Below are 22,049 nucleotides of genomic sequence, written 5' to 3'. Positions count from 1 at the left end.
CTGAAATCTATGGATTTTGGGAACATAAGGCGGGCTTGAAGCGTTGATAACAATGTGCCAGCCCTGCGGCGTTTAGTCAGTGATTAAACGTCATCGGACTTGACAGGGTCATAGTGGTGTTACCGGCAGGTGCATCCGGAACGCATCGTTAGAAAGGTTATTCGTGTCATCTTCTGAGACGAACGCTAATCGTCAAGCAACTGAAGCCGAGGTCAACGAGGCTGAAGCATCGGCAGAAACTCCTGCGGCGAAGAAGCGTGCTACCAAGGCCAAGCCTCGGACCAAAAAGGTAGCTGCAGACACTGCAGCACAGGACGAATCAACCGCAGCGGTGGCAGAAGGCGACGAGGAAGCCGAGGCTGGAGCCGATTCCAAGCCTGAAGACGATTCCAAGGGCTTCACGCTTTCCACCGGAGATGACGATGCCCCGCAGCAGCAGGTCATGGTTGCCGGCGCAACCGCTGACCCCGTCAAGGACTACCTGAAGCAGATCGGTAAAGTCGCCCTGCTGAACGCAGAGCAGGAAGTCGACTTGGCACTGCGCATCGAAGCTGGCCTGTTTGCAGCAGACAAGCTGGAAAAAGACGACGGCTCAATGGATCAGCGTTTGCGCTGGGACTACGAGCAGATCATTCACGACGGCAAGATCGCCAAGAACCACTTGCTCGAAGCCAACCTCCGCTTGGTTGTATCGCTGGCAAAGCGCTACACCGGCCGCGGCATGCTCTTCCTGGACCTGATCCAGGAAGGCAACCTGGGCCTGATCCGCGCGGTTGAAAAATTCGATTACACCAAGGGCTTCAAGTTCTCGACGTACGCAACTTGGTGGATCCGCCAGGCAATTACCCGTGCAATGGCTGACCAGGCTCGCACCATCCGTATTCCGGTTCACATGGTGGAAGTCATCAACAAGCTGGCTCGCGTACAGCGCCAGATGTTGCAGGATCTTGGTCGTGAACCAACCCCTGAAGAGCTGGCCAAGGAACTGGACATGACCCCTGAAAAGGTTGTTGAAGTTCAGAAGTACGGTCGCGAGCCTATTTCCCTGCACACTCCACTGGGGGAAGATGGCGACTCTGAATTCGGTGACCTCATTGAAGACTCGGAAGCTGTCGTTCCAGCAGACGCAGTCTCGTTCACGCTTTTGCAGGAGCAGCTTCACTCCGTTCTGGACACGCTCTCAGAGCGTGAAGCGGGCGTTGTTGCAATGCGCTTCGGCTTGACCGATGGCCAGCCTAAGACTTTAGACGAAATTGGCAAGGTCTATGGCGTTACGCGTGAGCGTATCCGCCAGATCGAATCCAAGACCATGTCCAAGCTTCGCCATCCGTCGCGCTCCCAGGTGCTGCGCGACTACCTCGACTAAGGCAACATGATCATATGGCCAGCGGAACAGACTGTTCCGCTGGCCATATTTTTATTCGCCATTTAAAAAGAACTGGTGGCTCAACGCTTGTTGGGCCACCAGTTTGCAATTAGTCTCGAACGGAATCAGTCGTTGGCTTCGACCTTCGGCTTTTCGTAGAGTCGCGAAGATTCGTCCTGCCAAACTGAGGACTGCGGGCGCAGCTTTGGTTCCACATCGCGGGCGTGGTGAGCGCAAAACAGCAGTTCACCGCCGGTTGAAGCCAGCACGGCTCGCACATAGGCCTGTGCGCCGCAACGGTCGCACCGGTCGAGTGCGTTCAATTCACGACTAGCGGTCGTAGTAGTCATTGCCAGCCTCCTAAAGTTGATGGTTACTCAATAGAACCAGTTCGAGCCCTGACTTTATCCCGAAAACCGGTGTCTTTCGCTCACCGCGTAGTAGATGTGGATAAGGTCATAGCTATCGAAAGCACGCGAAGACAGCGGAAAATGGCGGATATTCGAACACATTAACGATTAGAATAGGACTCACGACGTCCTTTCTTATGTAGGTAGGAGACAAAGGCCCAGTGGCTTCATCCGACAATTACAACGCTCGACACCTTTCAGTCCTTGAAGGATTGGAAGCGGTCCGCAAACGTCCCGGCATGTACATCGGATCCACGGACTCGCGAGGCTTGATGCATTGCCTCTGGGAAATCATCGATAACTCGGTTGACGAAGCATTGGGCGGTTTCGGCCAGGCGATTGGCGTAGTCCTGCATGCCGATGGCTCCGTTGAAGTCCGCGATGATGGCCGCGGTATCCCCGTGGATATCGAACCTAAAACTGGACTGAGCGGCCTGGAAGTCGTATTCACCAAGCTTCACGCTGGTGGAAAATTTGGTGGGGGATCGTATAGCGCCTCTGGAGGCCTTCACGGCGTCGGCGCTTCGGTCGTTAACGCACTTTCTGCACGTCTAGATGTGGAAGTGGACCGCGGTGGTAAAACGTACGGCATGCAGTTCCGTCGTGGCGAGCCAGGAAAATTTGCCGACAAGGGGCGGAAGAAGGCTGAGGCAGAATTCACTCCCTACGAGGCGGCAACGTCCCCAGAAGTCATTGGTAAGGCCAAGCGCGGAGTAACCGGTACACGCATTCGGTACTGGGCGGATAATCATATCTTCACCCCCGATGCGAAGTTCTCGTACAAGGATTTGCAAGACCGGGCGCGACAGACCTCGTTCTTGGTTCCCGGCCTGCGCATCACGCTTCGTGACGAACGGGGCCTGCCGGATACACCCGGTGCGGATGGGCCGCATGAAGAGATTTTCCAGCACGACGGCGGCATCAGCGAGTTTGCGGAATATCTCAGCAGCGACTCGCCAGTAACTGATATTTGGCGTTTTCAGGGAAGCGGCTCTTTCCATGAGAAGGTTCCTGTCATTGACGACAAGGGACGCAGCCACATCGAAGACGTACAGCGCGTGTGCGAGGTCGACGTCGCGCTGCGGTGGGGGATCGGCTATGACACTTCGCTCCGCAGTTTTGTCAACATTATCGCCACCCCCAAGGGCGGTACGCATAGCGCCGGATTCGAGCAGGCGCTGCTCAAGTCATTCCGCAAAAACGTCGAGGCAAATGCCCGAAAGCTCAAGTTCGGGCAGAAAGACAAGCTAGAAAAGGACGATGTTCTAGCCGGGCTGACTGCAGTTCTTACGGTCCGCCTCGCCGAGCCGCAGTTCGAGGGTCAGACGAAAGAAATTCTGGGCACCCCGCAGGTACGCCAGATCGTCTCCAAAGTCGTCGAAAAGGCGCTTAACGACCGGCTGGGCTCCAGCAAGCGTGCGGAAAAGGCTGAGGCATCCACTTTGTTGGAAAAGGTGGTTAACGAGATGAAATCTCGTGTCTCCGCCCGGATGCACAAGGAAACTCAGCGACGGAAAACCGCTTTGGAATCCTCAACGCTTCCCACAAAATTGTTGGACTGCCGAAGCAAGGAAGTCGGCAAGTCTGAACTGTTCATCGTCGAAGGCGACAGCGCCCTGGGCACGGCACGCCTAGCTCGTTCCAGCGAGTACCAGGCGTTGTTGCCCATCCGAGGCAAGATCCTGAACGTCCAGAAGGCCTCCATCTCGGATATGCTCTCCAACGCGGAATGTGCTGCGATGATTCAGGTCATTGGTGCCGGCTCGGGCCGGAGCTTCGATATCGAGCAAGCCCGGTACGGAAAAATTATTCTCATGACCGATGCCGACGTGGACGGTGCACATATCCGCACGTTGTTGCTCACGCTCTTCTACCGCTACATGCGACCAATGATTGAGCACGGTCGTGTCTATGCTGCTGTACCGCCTTTGCATCGCATCGAAGTGATCAATCCCGGATCGAAACAAAATGAAGTGGTGTACACCTATTCAGAAGCAGAGATGAACAAGCTGCTTGCTCAGTTGGAGAAGGACGGCAAGCGATACAAGGAGCCGATTCAGCGCTACAAGGGCCTTGGCGAAATGGATGCCGATCAGCTGGCAGAGACCACCATGGACCAGCGTCATCGAATGCTGCGCCGAGTGGGGATCGAACACGCCCAGGCTGCTGAAGAAGTCTTCGATTTGCTTATGGGATCTGATGTCGCACCGCGCAAGAAATTTATTATTGACGGTGCGGACGATCTGGAACGCGAACGAATCGATGTCTAGGCATTAAAAGTCGAAGCCGTTGGCTTGGGCAATTCTGCTCAAGCCAGCGGCTTCATGCATTAACGCGAAAACGACAAGACCGCTTCATTACGCAAGCAGCCTCGGCGCCACGAGCAGGACGGTCGGGCAGACCAGCAAGAGAATCGTGCAGGCTAATACGAGATAGCGTGAGGCCCATCCTAGCGGAGCAACTGGCGTCAGCAGGCGTTGCAAGCGTCGTGACGAAACTTCACCGCCGGGCATCCCCACCATTTCTGCGTTCGATGCGTTTCGCTGGCCGGATACTCCATCAGCGTCTGCTGCGGCGGTGGCTACCGCAATGATGGCCTTCAGGAGGGTTTGGCGGTTTACCTTTTCCAGGGCTTTATCGTCGGCAAGCATTTCAATTAGCTGGCGCACTGCCTCCAGCGAGAGCTTAGACGTTGGCAGCCAAGGCAGGGCTTCGTTCCATGCTGTGAAAGCCAGAATTAGCAAGTCATGCCGCTGATCCAGATGCGAACGCTCGTGCGAGATGACTGCTTGTTGTTCTTCGGCAGTGAGTTGTGTGATCAGTCCACGCGAGAGAACAGTCACGGATTGCGAGATGCCCGGAACACAGTAGGCTACTGGCATATCGTGATCAATGACCAAAGTATTGGGGCGAGTTTCCGAAGGGTTGCTGAGCAATCGCAGGAGGTGCCGGTGTTTAGCCCGCTGCCTGGAAGTTCTCCAGGCAGCGCGAATCAGGGTCAACACCAAATGAAACCCGAATAGAAGCGCCGTGCTCAGCGCAAAAAGATGGACGACACCGGGGTAACGTACGGTCGGATCGCCTGTGAGAAGCCGCCAGCTGCCGTGTATAGCCGAGATGAGATCATCGCCCAATGGCGTCAGTCCCCAGACCAGCATCGATCCGATCATGGACAGGCCACCGCCCAAAGCGATGGCTTGCCATAGGAGTACGGCCTGGACTGGCGCGCGAGTGGTCCATTTAGCCTTTGATAGGGCCAACGGCGTCGGCCAGGCTAATGCGATGGCCAACGCCGCTAGGAAGTATGAGGTGAGAAGCACTCAGTCCCCGAAGTGTGAATAAATTATGCGGACTTTACTGAGTCCAAGATAGCACGCAATGAAGCTGCTTCATCTGCGGAGATTCCACCGATGAATCGGGCAAGAACTGCTTCGCGATCCTGGGCTGTGCCCAATGCTTCGTTAAGAAGGCCAACGGTGTGGTCTTCTCGAGAGGATGAAGCAGCGTAGCGGTGTGGGCGGCTAGAGCGCTCGCGCTCAACCAAGCCCTTCTTTTCAAGGCGCGCAAGCACAGTGAGCACCGTTGTAACTGCGAGTTCTTTCGCGTCGGTGCCAAGTGCCGCGAGCTCATCGCGAAGGTCGTTCGCGGTGAGCGGTTCTGTGGAATCCCACAGCAAATCCATGACGGAACGTTCTAGATCGCCAAGGCTGGCCACTAGGTCTTACCTCACTTGCATTAGTACTTTCGCCGCATGCCCCGGGACTAGTCCTAGGCACACTGCTTGAAACACCTATTGTAGCGATTTTTGTTCGAGATTTCTACGACACGTAAAAGAGTGGCAGATTCAGCTTTCTGCTTGCCGCCGCCGGGCCAATGGCCGGCTTCTACCTGCACTGCGAATGGATGCCGAACCCGTAAGGGCCCTTCGGATTGGTGCTTGCTTTCTTCGGGTGGGACCGGGTCTTCGCGATGTGGCTGGGATCAACGTCCCGCGACTTCTACAAGCTGTCGAAATGGTCTATGGTGATACTTGAAGGCATTTCTACGGAACGTAGAAAAGTCTTGGAAGATCCCAACACGCAATAAATTGAGGATTCAATGGATGCACTAGAAATTGCCCGCTGGCAGTTTGGCATAACCACGGTTTACCACTTCCTGATGGTTCCGCTGACCATCGGGCTGGGACTAACGGTCGCCGTCTTGCAAACTATGTGGCATCGCACCGGTAACGAACACTGGCTGCGGATGACAAAATTCTGGGGCAAGTTGTTTCTGATCAACTTCATCATGGGCGTGGCCACCGGCATCGTGCAGGAATTCCAGTTCGGAATGGCTTGGAGCGAATACAGCCGCTATGTCGGCGACGTATTCGGTGCGCCACTGGCCATGGAGGCGCTCCTCGCATTCTTCGTAGAATCCACCTTCCTCGGGCTCTGGATTTTTGGCTGGAAAAAATTGCCGAAGCGCCTGCATCTGGCAACTATCTGGTGCGCGTCGCTGGCTACCATGGTCTCGGCGTATTTCATTCTCGTCGCGAATTCGTGGATGCAACATCCGGTCGGCACCCAGATTATCGATGGTCGCGCCGTAATGACCGATGCCTGGGCAGTATTCACCAACAACACAGCGCTGGTCACCTTCCCGCACACACTTTTCGGGGCGTTCGCCGTCGCAGGTGGATTCTTGCTTGGGATCTCCTGGTTCCACCTTTACCGTCGTCGCAAAGCTGGAATCGACACAGTTGATGCAAACGGCCGAGTGATCATTGGCGAGGATCTGAGCCGGGGGAAGAACCGCGACAAGACCGACTACCAAGTATGGATCAAATCCTTGCGGATCGGTGCAAGCGTTGCCGTGGTCGCATTCCTCGGCGTCGCGTTGACCGGGCACGAACAGGCCAAGCTCATGTTCGAGCAGCAACCGATGAAAATGGCCTCTGCTGAAGCTGCATGCCACGACGGGACGGGTTTCTCGGTCCTGTCACTGGGCGATATTACTGCTCATGGCTCAACCGACTGCGACGATGTCGTGGCAGTATTTGAAATCCCTGGAATTCTTTCCTTCCTTGCCAACGGAGATTTCACCACCGAAATTAAAGGCGTCAACTCACTGATTCCGGAATACCAGGAAAAATACGGAAAATACTACCCCGAGGATGAATCCTTCGGCCAGTATGCAGGGCAAGAAATCGACTACCTGCCAGTCATGGAAGTTACCTACTGGGGTTTCCGCTTGATGATCACCTTCGGCGGGCTCTCCGCAGTTGCTGCCGCTATCGCGTTATGGATCACGCGCAAGGGAACCGTTCCAGATAATAAATGGATCTCCCGACTCGCAGTGTTGGGAATTGCGGCTCCCTTCGGAGCCAACGCCACCGGGTGGATCTTCACCGAAATGGGCCGTCAGCCATTCACCGTGGCACCCAACCCTCAAATGGGAGGGGTTGACCAGGTCTTCATGTACACGGCGGCCTCTGTCTCGCCCACGGTAAGCGCTGGAGAACTCTTGTTCTCGCTGATCTCCCTGACTTCGATCTACGCCGTACTGCTCGTTGTGGAACTGGTGCTTTTGACCCGTTATATTCGCGGCGGAGTAGCTTCTGCCATGCCGGAACTCGAATCAGCAGAAAAGCACGATGATACCGGCGCAAAACCACACGATGGCAATGACGACGATGACGTCTTGGCATTCGCCTACTAGCCTCACGGACGAAGGAGAAAACCATGGAATGGCTACCAACACTCTGGTTCATTGTCATTGCGATACTTTGGTGTGGCTACCTCTTTCTTGAGGGCTTCGACCTCGGCGTAGGCATGCTTATCGGCCTCGGTAAGAGCACCGAAAAACGAAAGCGTTTGCTGCTCAACACCATCGGCCCGGTATGGGACGGCAACGAAGTATGGCTGCTTACTGCCGGTGGTGCCACCTTCGCCGCCTTCCCGCATTGGTACGCTTCGCTCTTCTCTGCGCTCTATATTCCGCTCACCATAGTGCTGATCGCCTTGATCTTCCGTGCCGTTGCCATCGAATATCGAGGCAAGGCAATCACTGCGCTGACCCGCAAGGCATGGGATCTCGCATTGGGCCTGGGCTCCCTAATTGCAGCATTTGGCGTCGGCGCTATGCTCGCGTCCACCACGTTGGGCCTGCCGCTGAACGAAAATGGGGACCGCATCGGTGGCGCTTTCGCTTGGCTCACGTGGCATGCGGTGCTCGGTGGAGTCGCGGTGGTGGCGTTCTGCTGGATTCATGCACTGGCCTTCCTGCGGTTGAAAACCGATGGACCAGTACGGGAGGAAGCCGGAAAGCTTGTGGGACGCTGGCTGCCGGTAGCTGCACTTCCAATGCTGCTTTGGGCTCTCTGGGTGCTCGCCAACAACAATTCAACACTCGCCTGGGTATGCCTAGCGCTGTCAGTTGTGGCGCTGATCGCCGCAGGTGTCATGGGCCGGTCTGGAAAAGAAGGAAAGTCCTTCATCGCGCTCGGAGTCATGCTCCTGGCAGCAGTTGCAGCGATATTCGTCGCGGCCTATCCAGTGGTATTGCCTTCAACGCTGGACTCGGCGTTTGATCTAACCGTTGACAACGCATCCAGCACTCCCTACACGCTCAAGCTGATGAGCATCGTGGCTGCTTTTGGCGTGCCATTGGTTTTGGCCTATCAGGCGTGGAGCTACTGGGTATTCCGCAAACGGCTGCGTGAGGAACATATTCCTGAAACTCACCACGTGACTTCAATCGTTAAATAATTGAACCGGACCTGAAAGTCGAGCTATGCCAGCCCCAAGATTCCTTCCAAAAGAACTGATTTCACCACGCCAATTCGCCGTGTTGACGTGTTTTTCAGTCTTCAAGGTCTTGGGGCTGGTGCTTGTCGCCTACTCGTTGGGAACGTGGATTGCGACCATGGCCTCCGGTGCAAAGAGCGATCCCCAACTTTTGCTCGTTGCAGGCGCTGGCGCCATACTGCGCGCACTCGCCGCGTGGGGATTAAACGCGGGCGCGAGGCGTATGGGGATGGGAGCCAAGGAACGGATGCGGATGCAGCTGCTAAGCTCCGAGTCCTCGCACCCTGTGATTGTTCCGGCAACGCAAAACTCAATCCCTGTGGTAGCCACACTGGCCAGCCATGGAATTGAGAAGCTGGACGATTACTTCACAAAGTTCATTCCAGCTCTCATTGGCGCCGCTGCTGTTCCCCTTTTGCTCGGCATCTACATTCTGCGACTCGACTGGATCAGCGCGGTGATACTGCTACTGACGGTTCCCTTGATTCCGGTGTTCATGGCGCTCATTGGAATGCATACGCAAGACACGCTCAAAGAATCACAATCATCCCTCGACAGGTTGGCGAGCCAGCTCTATGAACTAGCCCAAGGACTACCTGCGCTCCTAGGCCTGGGACGGGCACGTCAACAAGGCAACGCCATCGCGCAGGTCGGCGAGAAGTACCGTATTGCCACCATGGCCAACCTCAGGACCGTGTTCATGTCCAGCTTCTGGCTGGAACTTATTTCAACGCTCTCGGTAGCAGTGTTAGCGGTATTCATCGGCGTGAGACTCGTCAACGGCTCGATGGAACTGTCCGCAGGATTGACCATCCTGATTCTGGCGCCGGAGCTCTTCTCGGCCCTTCGTGAGGTCGGGTCTGCCTATCACGCAGCCGACGACGGACTGGCAGCCTATCAGCGGTACCAGAACATGACTGCAGCTGCTCCAAGCACTACCACTATCGGTGCCTCGCCAGCGCGGGCATCCAAGGTTCTGGAAATTGAGAATCTCAGTGTGCGATACGAAGGCAACGAACCAATATGCAAAAACCTGAACCTCAGCCTGGGCGCGGGGGAGCGGAAGATCATCGCTACGTCGAGCGGTACGGGAAAGACAACTCTGATCACGCTGATCGCGGAAGCAAGCTGCAGCGACAATGCTTTTGATCCAGAACTCGTTCAAGGCACCATTCGAACTTCGGGTTCCATAGCTTTGATCAACCAGCATCCGCGTTTTGATGCGGAGACCGGGGAAGAGCAACTAGCTCAAGACATTCACGCACCTAGGCCCGGACTTGTCAGTGAGCTGGCAGAACGCCTGTCGATGGATCACATGCTTGGACGCAAAATCGCCGAATACTCGCCCGGCGAACTACGCCGATTAGAAGTACTGCGGGCCGTGGCACGCCTGCACAGCGACCCCCAATGCACCTTGCTCCTGGCTGATGAGCCGACGGCTCACCTTGATGACGATAACGCGTCGGTGGTACGCCAATTGCTCAGCGAAATCCCTGCACGCTGCGCAGTTCTCATTGCAAGCCATGATCCATTGATCGACAACTCGCAGGGACGTGGAGCCAGTATCACGCCGAAACCAGCATGGCCGGGCCAGGAATCCGAGCATCGGGCTAGCGGCATTCAAGATGCAGTGCCCTCCACGGCATTGGATCAGAGCCGACAGCGGTTTAACCCTCGTCGAGAACTGCTCAGAGGCTACAGGAGCGCGCCCAAAGCCGTGGCGTGGGGAACGATCAGTGTCTTATGTGCCGTCGCCTTGGCGGCATTGAGCGGATGGCTGATCGTTGAAGCCAGCTATCAGCCACCGATCCTCCACTTGATCGTCGCTTTTGTCATGGTCCGCGCCCTGGGAATCGGCAGAGCAGCTTTCCGCTACTTGGAACAGCTGGCCATTCACGATGCGGTCCTCGAATACGCCGGGAAGCTTCGCGAAAAAATTTGGAACGCCATGGTGGCCGACCCGGCCCGCTGGGGACTTTTTAGCCGGTCGTCTGTCGTATTGCGTTTCTTCCTGGCCGAAGTGGATGAACTGCGTGATCAGCTTGCGCGAGTGGTTTTCCCGCCACTCTCAGCCATTACCCTCTGGGGCGTTGCAACCGTAGCCTTGTTCCTCATCCAGCCGGAATTCGGATGGACAGCGGTCATCGCTGGCATTCTCCTGGCTTTCCCCGTTAGATGGCTGGTCCAGAGAATTGAGGGACAGCATCTGGTACGCCAAATGACCCATCGAATGGCCATGAACCAATCCATTCTGGGAATCTTGCGGCACAAATCAGCATTGCGGATTAACGGTTCACTCAACGCGGCTCTCGCTTCAGTCAATAGCGCCGAACAGGAAAATACCAAGGACGCGCAACGCCACGCGCTTGGCCAGGGGAGTGCTCCCGCGCTCGCCGTATTGCTCAGCGTGCTGATGGCGATCGTGGTGGCCGCGGTTTCCCAAAGCTCGGCATCGTTGACTGCGTTGGCCGTGCTGCTCAGCCTGGCCTTGGGTGATAGCGCCACCAGCGCCCTGCTGGCGGTCCAGCAAGGGCAAGCCTTGAAACAATTGGCTGGGCTTCTGGGGCAACACGGGCTATCCAACCAGGATCAGCAAGGCCGCGAAAACGATCACGCTGCCAGTTTCACCCCGGAGGTTGCAGGATTCGAGCTGGACGAAGTCAGCCTGGGGTACGGCCATGGACCAAATGTGGTCGACAAGCTGACCGCGACCATTCCGCAACGCCGATGGACGGCAATCGTTGGTCCTTCCGGTTCCGGGAAGTCCACTCTTATGACCGCATTGCTTGGGGCCTTGCCGGTGCGCGCCGGCACCTTGAGCCTCATTGACGAACACGGCATGCGCAGTCCGATTCACGGGGCCAAGCTGAACTCCGTGGCCTGGTGCCCGCAGGAAGCCCACCTGTTTGATTCCTCGATACGCCGCAACCTGATGCTCGGCGTAGCCGAAGGGGAGCAACGCGAGGATGCGCAACTTGTCGAGGTGCTACAGCACGTAGGATTGCACTCCTGGTATCAGCAGCAAGCCGAGGGGCTGGAAACAAGGATTGGTTCTGGCGGACATCATCTTTCAGGCGGCCAGCGCTGCAAGATGGCCGTTGCCCGTGCCCTGCTTGGCGGACATCAAGTGGTTCTGCTCGATGAGCCCACAGCGCACTTGGGAGCAGACGAGGCCGCTGAACTGATGGATACGCTGCGCCGTGCTCTGCAAGATCGCACGGTCGTGCTCATTACCCACGATGAGCGATTGGCCGAACAGTGCCATGAACGCATCCAGCTGGAAGCCAAGGTTGCTGCTTGATCCAACTAGAAAGGTGCTGCAACAGATCGCGAATCTGTTGAAGCACCTTTTCGGTGTCGAACCCAGCTGCCTAGAGAATTACTCCGCCGTCGTCAAAGGGCAAGGTATCTTCGCCCGGGTTGAACGCCGGGGCTGCCTTCGGATGCTCGTCTTGAACTGCGTTGCCCACTGGTGCGTCGGCAGGTGAGTCCGGTGCCTGGGCAGCGGATGATTCGGCAGCGCTCAAAGAACCGCCAAGGATGTTGACGGTCTGCGCAAGCGGTGCCCCGGATCCATCACGCTTTCCGAACTCTGTCGGCAAGGCCCGAACCACACCGGCACTTGAACTAGCTCGCGCTGGTCCCTGCCCGGCAAAGGCAAGCTGCAGGTGGTCTTCACCCTTGATGAAACGGTGGGCGCGAACACCGGCCGTGGCACGCCCCTTGGCGGGGAATTCGGCAAACTCGGTGAGCTTCACCGACTGGCCAGAAGTTCCAGGCAAGGTTTGCGAACCCGCTGCAATGGTCGCCACTACGGCATTCTGTGCCGACGAGGGGACGACACCAAAGAAGATGACGTGGTCATCGGCGCTGAGCTTGATTCCGGCCATGCCGCGACCGGTGCGCCCCTGCGGGCGCACAGCAGAGGCAGGGAATCGCAGCAGTTGCGCACCGCGGGTGAGGAAGACCAATTCGTCGTCTTCTCCAGCCACCGCAGCGGCAACCACCGCATCGTCGTCCTTGAGCGTAATGGCCTCGAACTCGTCACGGTTCAACGGGTACTCCGGGGTCACTCGCTTCACGACGCCCTGACGGGTACCGATGGCCAGGACCTCATTTAATGGAACGAGCGCGATGACCGTTTCATTCTTGGGAAGTTTCAGGAACTCGGCCACCGGAACACCCTGCGCCAGCTGCGGGAACCCGTGGGACTCAGGCAGCACGGGCACGTCAATCAGGGAAATGCGCATGATCCTGCCGGTGCTGGTTAATGCGCCGATTTCGCCACGGGCACTGGAGGCCACCTGGGAGATCAGCACATCGTGCTTAATTCGGGCTGAGGCGAAGTCCAGCTGGGCGCGATCGTGGGTGCGAGCGATCTGGCCGGTGGCTGAGAGCAGCGCCCAGCACGCGCTATCGGAAATCTCCATAGTCAGCTTCACCTGCTTGCCGCTGCCGACCGCTTCCGGCAAGGCGGTGCCCTTGAGCGGAGCGAGCTGCGCGGACTTGAGGAGTTTTGTCCGACGAGGCGTGCCGAAGGTCTCCGCCATGGCTTCCAACTCCTCGGAGACCACGGAACGCAGCAATTGGTCGGATTCCAGGATGGCTCGCAGCTTCTCGATTTCCTCGCGCAGCTGCTCTGCTTCGGTTTCCAGCTCAAGCTTGGAATACTTGGTCAGCTGGCGCAGGCGCAGTTCCAGAATATGGTTTGCCTGTGGCTCGCTGAGGTCAAAGACCGTCATCAGCCTCTGGCGTGCTTCATTGGTCTGTTCCGACGAACGGATGATGGCGATAACGTCATCAATATCCACGATGGCGATCAGCAAGCCCTCGACCAGATGCAGGCGGTCTTCACGCTTGGCCAAACGGTAAACGGTGCGTCGGCGCACGACATCAAGCCGGTGGTCGACATAGACCGTGAGCAGTTCACGCAATCCCATGGTCCGCGGTTGCCCATTGACCAGGGCAACGTTATTGATGCCGAAGGAATCCTCCATGGGGGTGTACTTGAACAGGCTAGCCAGCACCGCATTGGCGTTGAAGCCATTCTTCAACTCAATGACCAGCTTCAGGCCGTGGTGGCGATCAGTCAGATCAACAACATCAGAGATGCCGACGATCTTCTTGTTGTTGACGCCGTCCTTGATCTTTTCGATCACCTTTTCGGGCCCTACGCCGTACGGCAGCTCGGTGACCACCAGCGCCGACTTGCGTGCCGAGACCTTTTCCAGCTCTACCGTAGCCCGGGTGCGGAACAGGCCCCGCCCGGTGCGGTACGCATCTTTAACGCCGTCGAGGCCGATGATGCTTCCGCCTGACGGCAAGTCAGGACCCGGGATGAACTTCATCAGTTCTTCGACCGTGGCTTCGGGCTCAATGAGCAGATGCCGCGCGGCCGCGATCACCTCGCCCAGGTTATGCGGTGCCATGTTCGTTGCCATGCCCACCGCGATGCCGGTAGTTCCGTTAACCAAGAGGTTGGGGAAAGCCGCCGGGAGCACCTCGGGCTGCATGAACTGGTTGTCGTAGTTCGGAATGAAGTTCACGACGTCTTCATCCAGGTTCGCCGTCATCGCCACAGCGGATGCGGCCAGTCGCGCCTCGGTATAGCGTGGCGCCGCAGGTCCATCATCCAGCGAGCCGAAGTTGCCGTGCCCATCAATAAGCGGCAAGCGCAGCGAGAAGTCCTGGGCCAGTCGAACCATCGCATCATAAATGGCGGCGTCGCCATGCGGGTGCAGCTTTCCCATGACTTCGCCCACCACGCGGGCGGACTTGACATGGCCCTTTTCGGGGCGCAGCCCCATTTGGGACATCTGAAAAAGAATTCGACGCTGTACTGGTTTCAGTCCGTCACGGGCGTCGGGAAGGGCACGCGAATAGATGACGGAATAGGCGTACTCCAAGAAGGAGGATTCCATTTCATTGGTGACGTCGATATCGACGATATTTTCAACGAAATCCTCTGGAATCTCTTCAGACTTCTTACGAGCCATTACTCTATTTGTCCTTCATCTGCTGTGGTGCGGCCGGGGCCGTCGATACTTCGTGTTGCGTCTGGGCACATCACCAAGGTCGCGACTATTCTAAGCCTATGGTGGATCGTAAACTTTCGGCGGCATATCCAGCGCATTGGGAAGCAGATGTTGTGCTTCGCGACGGAACAACGGCACATCTGCGGCCCATCACCCCAATGGATGCGCAGGCCCTGCAAGAGATGCACAAGCATCAATCCGAAACCTCGGTCTACCTACGCTATTTTACGTACAAGTCCTCCCTGACCCCTAAAGAGCTCGAACGGTTCACCAACGTCGACCATGTGAATCGAGTCGCCTTCACCGTGGTGCGCGGATCAAGGATTATTGGTGTTGGCCGTTATGACCGGCTCGATGATCCGAAAGAGGCCGAAGTTGCCTTCAACGTCTCCGACGAATATCAGGGGACTGGCATTGGCTCGATCTTGCTGGAGCACTTAGCAGCAGCAGCCCGCGAAAACGGCATCGAGAAATTCTCGGCCGAGGTACTTCCGGAAAACCGCAAGATGCTGACGGTCTTCTCGGACGCAGGTTACGCGGTGGCCAGGCACTTTGAAGACGGGGTGGTGATGCTGGAATTTTCCATCAGCCCCACCGAGAAGTCTCGTGAAGTCACCGAGTCCCGGGAGCACCGAGCGGAAGCGAGCAGCGTTGCAGGCCTATTATCACCACAGTCGATAGCGGTGATCGGTGCAAGCCGCACCTGGGGAAAATTAGGCCATGACGTTTTGGAGAGGATCGTCGAGTCCGGTTACACAGGCACCGTCTATGCGGTGAACGATGCTGCCCTTGAAGTTGGAGGGATGGTCGCATATGGCAGGGTCACCGAACTTCCCGGCGCCGTTGACGTGGCGGTCCTATGCATCCCAAGAGAGCGAGTCCTGGAAGCCATCCAGGACTGCGCCAAACATGGGGTGAAGGCACTGGTCATCATGTCCGCTGGGTATGAATCTGCTCAAGGGCTCTCGGCCCAACGCGAATTGGTTGCTTTGGCCCGGGCCAACGGCATGCGTGTGGTGGGGCCGGCATCCCTTGGACTCATCAACACCGATCCCTCGGTCAATCTGCATGTTTCGGGTAGTCCCGGTGTTCCGAGCCGGGGCAATGTGGGTTATTTCAGCCAATCGGCAGCCATGGGGATGATCCTCCAGGGCGTGGGCATTCAACAAGGCGTCGGCGTCAGCAGCGCAATTTCTGCCGGCTTGCGCGCCGACGTGTCCGGCAATGACGCCATGCAGTTTTTCGAGGATGATCCGCGCACGGACGTTGTTGCCATGTACTTGGAATCCTTCGGCAACCCGCGAAAATTTGCCCGTATTGCACGCAGGCTAGCGCGTCGCAAGCCGGTGGTCGTGGCCAAGACTGATGTCATGGGCCGCCGGCTGCCGCCAGGCCACTCGGTACGTGTCGGGCAAGCGCCAGCAGGTGCGATGAATGCGATCTTGCGCCAATCCGGTGTCATTCGCGTTCGCTCATCGGAAGAATTATTGGATGTGACGTCCTTGCTGTCGGTATTCCCGCCACCCCAGGGGCCAAATGTCGCAATCATCTCGAATTCTTTGACCATCGCCGAAGTTATTTGCGATGTCGCCGAGGACCGGAACCTCAACGCCGCCATTCACGGCGAAGAACTTGATTACAGCATCGGGCAATCACGGGCCATTCCCATGCTCCGGCGGCGGCTCAAAGAGCTCGTTGCGGACTCGGATGTGCATTCTGTGCTTCTTGCGCACCTGCCCTATTCCGGACTGGAAACCTCAGCGGTTTTAAAAGTTGCCCGCGAATTCCTTGACCAGCCGAAGCCGATCGTGGCTTTGGTGCCAGGCCTGTCAAGCTCTGAAATTACCGGCGGCGTGAAGCAAGGAGTTCCGCTATATACGTCGCCCACTACGGCCATTGGCGCCTTGGCGAAAGCGTACGGCTATCAGCAATGGGTGGATGTTCCCTACGAACCCATCGAGGACCCGGACGGAATCGACGCCGAAGGGGCGGGCGAATATCTCGCAGAACTAGTGGCCACGGTTTCAGGCACCAACCTGCTTGAACTTTCCGAAGCCCAAGCGCAAAAGCTGCTGGGGTTCTACGGAATTCAGATCTACGGTTCCCGGGTAGTCAACACGGTTTCAGAAGCCATTGAAGCGGCGGATGAACTTGGCTGGCCAGTCGCCCTGAAAGCCAACGATCCAGACCTGCGCCAAAGACTGGACCTCGGAGGGGTCCGCTTGAGCATTCCAGATAAGCAGAGCCTGGAGGCAAACTTCACCCATATGAAGCTGCTGATGCGCAACTACGGCGTCGATGCTCTCGAGGTTCAAAGCATGGCGCCGGCCGGGCAGGCCTGTGTAGTGAAAGCGGTCGAGGACCCATTGCTTGGCCCAGTGATCTCCTTTGGGCTCAGCGGCGATCCCGTGAACCTCTTGGACGATTGGGCCCACGGCGTGGCACCCCTCTCAACACATGATCTGGAGCAACTGATTCGTCGTCCCCGAAGCAGCGTCAGGCTACTGGGATATCAAGGGCTTGCCGCGGTGGATCTGGAGGCATTAAAGGATTTTGTTACCCGCGTATCGCTCTTCAAGGACAATCATCCTGAGGTCACTGTCGCAAAGTTCGCTCCAATCTCGGTCTCGGCCAATTCGCTGAGTGTCTTGTCAGTTAATATCCAGATCAGCAACGCTGAGCAACGGACTGACAGCGTGCGCCGAGCATTGCGAAGCTGAGCAGTTGGGCAAAACGTGAATTGGGCGTAGCTACTGAGTAGAATTGGCTTATGAGTTCTCCAACATATTCGACTGCTCCGGGCGCTGAGCTTCTCGACGATCTGGTACGGGCGGGCTTCTACCCGCAGATGGTTCAGGATGTCCTTGCCGAAGCAATGACCGGGCAGCCAGTACTCGACCACTATGTACATCTGGAAACTCATTTCGACCACACCGAAGTGCACCGCCATATTACGGTCATGGTGAAGAGCGAAAAGGTGCTTTTCATTTTGCACGTCGATGACCAGCAGCTTGATGACCATGGCAAGGACGTTATGGCTCAGGTTTCCGTTGAAATGATTGCACTATCACGTATCTCGTCGGTAGCAACGAGCTATGTGTACCACCAGCCACAGCACTATTCATCCGGGGATCCAGTGAAGGAATTGACCTTCGGCATGTCCTGGGGCGGCACCAAGCGCATTGACCTGGCTCCGGCTGCCTGCGGCGATCCCCAATGCGATGCCGACCACGGGCTCAACGGCACGTCCCAGCCCGAAGACCTGGTTATTCGTGTCAGCGCCGAGGCTGATGGACAGCGTGCTGTCAATAAAGCACGCGAATTTGCGGTGCGACTGCGATTGGCTACGATCGCTTGAGCATGAACGAGTCGCTGAACGCAGCTGATCTTTCGGTGCCAGCACAAAAAATCCCGGATGCGCCGCAGTATGGCCAAGCGACGCTATCTGAAATTCTTCCCTCGGCTGCAACTGCCTTGGGGGTTCCTGGATTCAGCAACGCCCTGGGGCTCCAACCGACTAAGCGCGTTGTGGTGATCATGGTTGATGGCCTGGGCTGGAACCAGATCAAAAGCCACGTTGGGCATGCACCGTTTTTGCGTTCACTATTTGCCGAAGGCCGCAAGCTTGGAACAGGATTCCCCTCGACCACGGCAACCTCTCTGAGCAGTCTTGCCACCGGCGTTACCCCGGGCGAACACGGAATGCTCGGCTATGACGTGGTGGATCCGGCCCGGCGTCGCGTTGTCAACCAGCTTGGCGGGTGGCCTAGCGACCTCAACCCGGAAGCCTGGCAAACCCGTCCTACGGTTTTCGAAAAGGTGGCGGAGCACGGCATACATGTCGCAACGGTGTCCATCCCAATGTTTGCGAAGTCCGCATTAACCAGGGCATCGCTGCGCGGGCCTAAATTTGTGGCCGCGAATCAGCCGTTGGCACGGGCGCGAGCTACGCACACCGTCTTTGAATCCCAGCGCAATGCGCTGGTGTACACGTACTTTAATGAGCTGGACAAGACTGGCCACAAATTCGGTGTCGATTCCAGCCAGTGGCGCGACACTTTGGAAGAGCTTGACTACGTCATCAAGAGCCTCGTGTCACGGTTGCCGGAAGAAACCACGGTGCTGATTACGGGCGACCACGGGATGGTGGATGTTCCCGAATCGCAGCGGATCGACTACAGCCGTTATCCGGAACTGGTTGATGGCGTCGAGCTGACGAGCGGGGAACCGCGTGGAGTCCAGCTGACCTTCGCACCGGGGACAGACGAAACCAGCAGGCTCAAAGTCAAGCACGCATGGCATAAGGAATTTGGTTCCAAAGCGTGGATCTTGACCCGCCAAGAGGCCATCGATCGTGGCTATTTTGGGCCGATCACCCCAGAACATGAAGCCAGGCTCGGGGATCTGATGATCCTGGCTGCGGAATCCATTGCTTTTTACGATGGCCGCAGGGTCGCTCCCATGGCTTTTGAAATGGTTGGGCAGCATGGCTCTCTCACATCGGGGGAGCGATACGTTCCGCTGCTGGTGCATCGAACCAAATAGAAAATGCGATCGGGCAACACCTGAAGGTGTTGCCCGATCGCATTCAAGCACGGCTGGTTCCGGATTAGGAATCCGTATCCTTCTTGCGCTTGCCGAACATGATGTCGTCCCAGCTCGGTACCGATGAGCGCTTCGCCTTGCGCGGCGAGGAATCATCGTTGTTCTGCTCGCCTTGCTTGTCCTCGGCGTCGGAGTCACCTTGATCGGAATCGGTGACGACAACCAACTGCGAAGTCCGCGGCGAAATTCCCTGCGGAAGGTGAGGCAGCGAATCCTCTTCATCAGCGTCGTACTTGCTCATGCCGCGTTCAATGATGTCATTGAAACGGGATTCGCGTTCTGGATCCTGATCCTTTGGCCGCTGGCCTCGACGAGCATTGAGCAGTGTTACCAGCTCTTCAGTTTCATCAGCTTCAGGGGTGTTGGTCGCAGGCTGCTCTGGTTCCGGCTGGCTTACTGCCGAGATCGGGCGAAAGTATTCCGGCGCGACCTGTTCGCTGAGCGTCTGGGCCCAGCGATTCAGGTTCTTCAACGTTTTGCGTGCCGGGGCAAAGGCCCAGCGGGCGACGTTCCCGGAAACCTCAGAGGAGTCAGCTCCCAAGGATTCAACATTTTCGGTGGGCAACGGCGAATCGAATTCAACGGTAATGATCCACTGGCCTTCTGGATCCTTCCACGAGTTCCACCGAGCGGTTTCGCTATCGATGTGCAACTGGTTGAAGCGGTGCACGACCATGGAGCCCAGATCGGCAGGTTCTTCTCCAAAGACTTCGCGATATTCAGCATCGGTCTGAGGACCGGAGACCTCCACACGGCGAGCCAGCTCGGCTATGTGTTCGCGCTCGGCAAGCACCGGACCTTCGTACTTCACGATGTCCTCAACGGGAATATCCCATTCAAGGGACAGATCGTAGGCAGAAGCACCGGCACGCACGCGGGCCTGAATTTCACGTGGCGAGTGGACCGAGGACTCTTCGCGATTTCTCGGAGCCCGCGAGCGAGCTATTTCTGCCATTGCACTGCGCAGTGCATCGTCAACGGGGAGCTCGTAGCTCATCCCGTCGTCGCTGCTGACCTGCAGGCTGGAACCATTTTCATGAATTCCTACCAGTCTCAGCTGACGCATTAATACCCTCCACACGCTATATTTCCTGAGTAAAACTCTGCCACCTCGAAGGCTGAATTCCTACCACCGCCCCGGGTGTGGCGCAAGAATAGTCATCAACTTCACGCCTTATTTCCCGATAACTTCAGCCGGTGGCTGATGTCCTGCCCCATGGGAATGGATTGCCCGGAAGAACGTTATACTTTTAGGCCGGTGTGAATTTTTCACGTTGTGGACCTACCGGCTCGATTGAATACCTGCAGGAAAGAGCGAAAAACGATCATGGCAATTGAATCTGCTGCACCAGCCGTTATCTCGGAAGAGGATCGCGCCAAGGAGATCGCTGAGCTTAAAGCGGGCAAGACCGCTGAAATGGCAAACCTGATCGATGAGTCTGAAGCTTCGTTGGCCGAAGAATATGTGTTGCCGGGCGGAGAGGCAGCCCAGGAGGAAGCCAGCGTAGAGATTCTTAGCGAACAAGCTGATGAATTCACATGCGCGTCCTGCTTCATGGTCCGGCACCGTACGCAGCTGGTGCGCGAAGAGAACGGCCAGAAGTTCTGCAGCGAGTGCGAAGGATAAATCCCCAACACTGATCGTTCAGCATTGGGGATCTTCTATGCGGATATTCCTGCTCTGGCGGCCTCGAAATCAGTCTTCAGGAGTCAGCGGAGAGTCTTCCCCGGCTTCGGCTTCTGCCTTGCCTTCTTCGGTGAACTCATACATGACTCCGCCTAGGGAAGCTGCCAATTCTTCGGGGCGGCGGGTGGAAGTAAGCCAGTACGGAGTGGCATCCCGCTCATCGGTAACTTCCATTTTGACCACGCCATCGAGCCATCCGCGCAACAACATGTAAGCCAGGCCGTGCAATTTCTGCCCACGCTGCTTGAAGGCTTCTTCGCCGCGGTAGCCCACTACTTCACCGACAAACTGTCGTTCGATGCTGGCACGGCCGACAGTTACCGTCGAATCGGTGACTTCGATGCTCGGCACGCGCACGAGGAAAATGACCACGAGGGCAACGAGCATTGCCGCTCCGATGCCCCAGCCGAGCGGGGCGCTGATCGGCGCAACAGCGATACCGGCGGTCAACGCGATAATGATTGGCCAAATCCAGGTGCTGGCCGAAGGCCAAAGTTTTTCGCTGTACAGGACGCTCGATGCCGCAGGGCTGGTGTTACTCATGATTCCAAGTCTAGGCAATAATTCTTTGAGCCAAGAACGGGGCGCATGTGACAGCCCATTCCTAGCCGCGCACGATAGAGTTAACTCAACAAAACTGTCGAACGACCACTTCACAAAACTCCCGGGGGATAACCAAACTGATGAGTGAGCCAACAATCTCGATCGCCATCAAGATGCTAGACAGCGAATTGCCAGTGCCTGGTTATGCTCACCCTTCGGACGCTGGCGCTGACTTGCACGCACGCGAAGGACTGGTGCTTCAGCCAGGTGAACGCGCACTGGTTCGTACAGGCATCGCGTTGGCTATTCCCCATGGGTATGTCGGGCTGGTGCACCCGCGCAGCGGGCTGGCTACCAAGCATGGGATAACGGTTGTTAATGCCCCGGGCACTGTTGACGCGGGGTACCGCGGTGAGATCATGGTCACGCTGTTGAATACCGACAAGACGGAAGCCTTTTCGATCAACCGCGGCGACCGCATTGCCCAGCTTGTGATCCAGAAGGTCGAACAGGCGGTGTTCACCCAAGTCGATTCCCTCGAGGAGACGGCCCGTGGCGTCGGTGGCTTCGGATCCACTGGTGGATTCAGCGCCAATTAAGCACTGATTGACAATC

General features: G+C 57.0%; 16 protein-coding genes. 10 read left to right on the top strand and 6 right to left on the bottom strand.

Annotated features, from left to right (window positions below; genetic code table 11):
* Positions 1–163 precede the first annotated feature (163 nt).
* On the top strand, positions 164–1,366 hold the full coding sequence (locus H6F58_RS11240) for an RNA polymerase sigma factor (protein ID WP_195181773.1): 1,203 nt from the start codon (positions 164–166) through the stop codon (positions 1,364–1,366).
* Positions 1,367–1,491: 125 nt separating this feature from the next.
* Here H6F58_RS11240 and H6F58_RS11235 read toward each other — a convergent pair whose 3' ends face one another.
* The gene (locus H6F58_RS11235) at positions 1,492–1,716 is read right to left on the bottom strand and encodes a hypothetical protein (protein WP_060701946.1); all 225 of its coding nucleotides are present in this window, start codon (positions 1,714–1,716) and stop codon (positions 1,492–1,494) included.
* Positions 1,717–1,937: 221 nt separating this feature from the next.
* On the opposite strand from H6F58_RS11235, the gene H6F58_RS11230 reads away from it, so the two are divergent.
* Positions 1,938–4,046 carry a DNA topoisomerase IV subunit B gene (locus H6F58_RS11230; protein WP_146275374.1) on the top strand — a complete coding sequence of 703 codons (2,109 nt, stop codon included), beginning with the start codon at positions 1,938–1,940 and terminating at the stop codon, positions 4,044–4,046.
* Between the two features lie 87 nt (positions 4,047–4,133).
* Here the strand turns inward: H6F58_RS11230 and H6F58_RS11225 are convergent, their stop codons facing one another.
* Both H6F58_RS11225 and H6F58_RS11220 read right to left on the bottom strand, forming a co-directional pair.
* The gene (locus tag H6F58_RS11225) at positions 4,134–4,946 is read right to left on the bottom strand and encodes a M56 family metallopeptidase (RefSeq protein ID WP_244652552.1); all 813 of its coding nucleotides are present in this window, start codon (positions 4,944–4,946) and stop codon (positions 4,134–4,136) included.
* 173 nt (positions 4,947–5,119) lie between these two features.
* Entirely contained in the window at positions 5,120–5,491 is a 372-nt protein-coding gene (locus H6F58_RS11220) for a BlaI/MecI/CopY family transcriptional regulator (protein ID WP_146275372.1), read from the bottom strand.
* Positions 5,492–5,874: 383 nt separating this feature from the next.
* Between H6F58_RS11220 and H6F58_RS11215 the strand changes: the two genes are divergently transcribed.
* The 3 genes from H6F58_RS11215 to cydC are packed head-to-tail and all read left to right on the top strand — an operon-like array spanning position 5,875 to position 11,865.
* Positions 5,875–7,476 carry a cytochrome ubiquinol oxidase subunit I gene (locus tag H6F58_RS11215; RefSeq protein WP_195181772.1) on the top strand — a complete coding sequence of 534 codons (1,602 nt, stop codon included), beginning with the start codon at positions 5,875–5,877 and terminating at the stop codon, positions 7,474–7,476.
* Positions 7,477–7,499: 23 nt separating this feature from the next.
* A complete protein-coding gene (cydB, locus tag H6F58_RS11210) occupies positions 7,500–8,525 on the top strand; it encodes a cytochrome d ubiquinol oxidase subunit II (protein WP_195181771.1) in 1,026 nt (341 codons plus the stop codon).
* A gap of 25 nt (positions 8,526–8,550) precedes the next feature.
* Positions 8,551–11,865, top strand: coding sequence for a thiol reductant ABC exporter subunit CydC (cydC, locus tag H6F58_RS11205; RefSeq protein WP_195181770.1), 3,315 nt, complete (start codon positions 8,551–8,553; stop codon positions 11,863–11,865).
* A 70-nt stretch (positions 11,866–11,935) separates the two neighbouring features.
* Here the strand turns inward: cydC and H6F58_RS11200 are convergent, their stop codons facing one another.
* Complete coding sequence (locus H6F58_RS11200) at positions 11,936–14,560, bottom strand: DNA topoisomerase IV subunit A (protein ID WP_171918996.1); 2,625 nt, start codon at positions 14,558–14,560, stop codon at positions 11,936–11,938.
* A gap of 98 nt (positions 14,561–14,658) precedes the next feature.
* Here H6F58_RS11200 and H6F58_RS11195 point away from each other — a divergent pair, with 98 nt between their 5' ends.
* The 3 genes from H6F58_RS11195 to H6F58_RS11185 are packed head-to-tail and all read left to right on the top strand — an operon-like array spanning position 14,659 to position 19,144.
* Complete coding sequence (locus H6F58_RS11195; protein WP_171918995.1) at positions 14,659–17,319, top strand: GNAT family N-acetyltransferase; 2,661 nt, start codon at positions 14,659–14,661, stop codon at positions 17,317–17,319.
* 50 nt (positions 17,320–17,369) lie between these two features.
* On the top strand, positions 17,370–17,957 hold the full coding sequence (locus H6F58_RS11190) for a DUF5998 family protein (protein WP_060701937.1): 588 nt from the start codon (positions 17,370–17,372) through the stop codon (positions 17,955–17,957).
* Between the two features lie 2 nt (positions 17,958–17,959).
* Entirely contained in the window at positions 17,960–19,144 is a 1,185-nt protein-coding gene (locus H6F58_RS11185; protein ID WP_146278160.1) for a nucleotide pyrophosphatase/phosphodiesterase family protein, read from the top strand.
* Positions 19,145–19,208: 64 nt separating this feature from the next.
* Here H6F58_RS11185 and sepH read toward each other — a convergent pair whose 3' ends face one another.
* Entirely contained in the window at positions 19,209–20,270 is a 1,062-nt protein-coding gene (gene sepH, locus H6F58_RS11180) for a septation protein SepH (protein WP_146275366.1), read from the bottom strand.
* Positions 20,271–20,531: 261 nt separating this feature from the next.
* Between sepH and H6F58_RS11175 the strand changes: the two genes are divergently transcribed.
* Entirely contained in the window at positions 20,532–20,831 is a 300-nt protein-coding gene (locus H6F58_RS11175; RefSeq protein ID WP_060701934.1) for a DUF4193 family protein, read from the top strand.
* Positions 20,832–20,900: 69 nt separating this feature from the next.
* On the opposite strand, the gene H6F58_RS11170 is transcribed toward H6F58_RS11175, so the two are convergent.
* Positions 20,901–21,434: a DUF3093 domain-containing protein gene (locus tag H6F58_RS11170; RefSeq protein WP_171918994.1), complete on the bottom strand. Its 534-nt coding sequence runs from the start codon at positions 21,432–21,434 to the stop codon at positions 20,901–20,903.
* Positions 21,435–21,574: 140 nt separating this feature from the next.
* Here H6F58_RS11170 and dut point away from each other — a divergent pair, with 140 nt between their 5' ends.
* Positions 21,575–22,033 carry a dUTP diphosphatase gene (dut, locus tag H6F58_RS11165; protein ID WP_146275365.1) on the top strand — a complete coding sequence of 153 codons (459 nt, stop codon included), beginning with the start codon at positions 21,575–21,577 and terminating at the stop codon, positions 22,031–22,033.
* Positions 22,034–22,049 lie beyond the last annotated feature (16 nt).

This window comes from Glutamicibacter sp. FBE19 (assembly GCF_015524875.1).
Taxonomy (GTDB): domain Bacteria; phylum Actinomycetota; class Actinomycetes; order Actinomycetales; family Micrococcaceae; genus Glutamicibacter; species Glutamicibacter halophytocola.
Note: the sequence above shows the minus strand (reverse complement) of the source record. Positions and strands in the feature narration are given on the sequence as shown.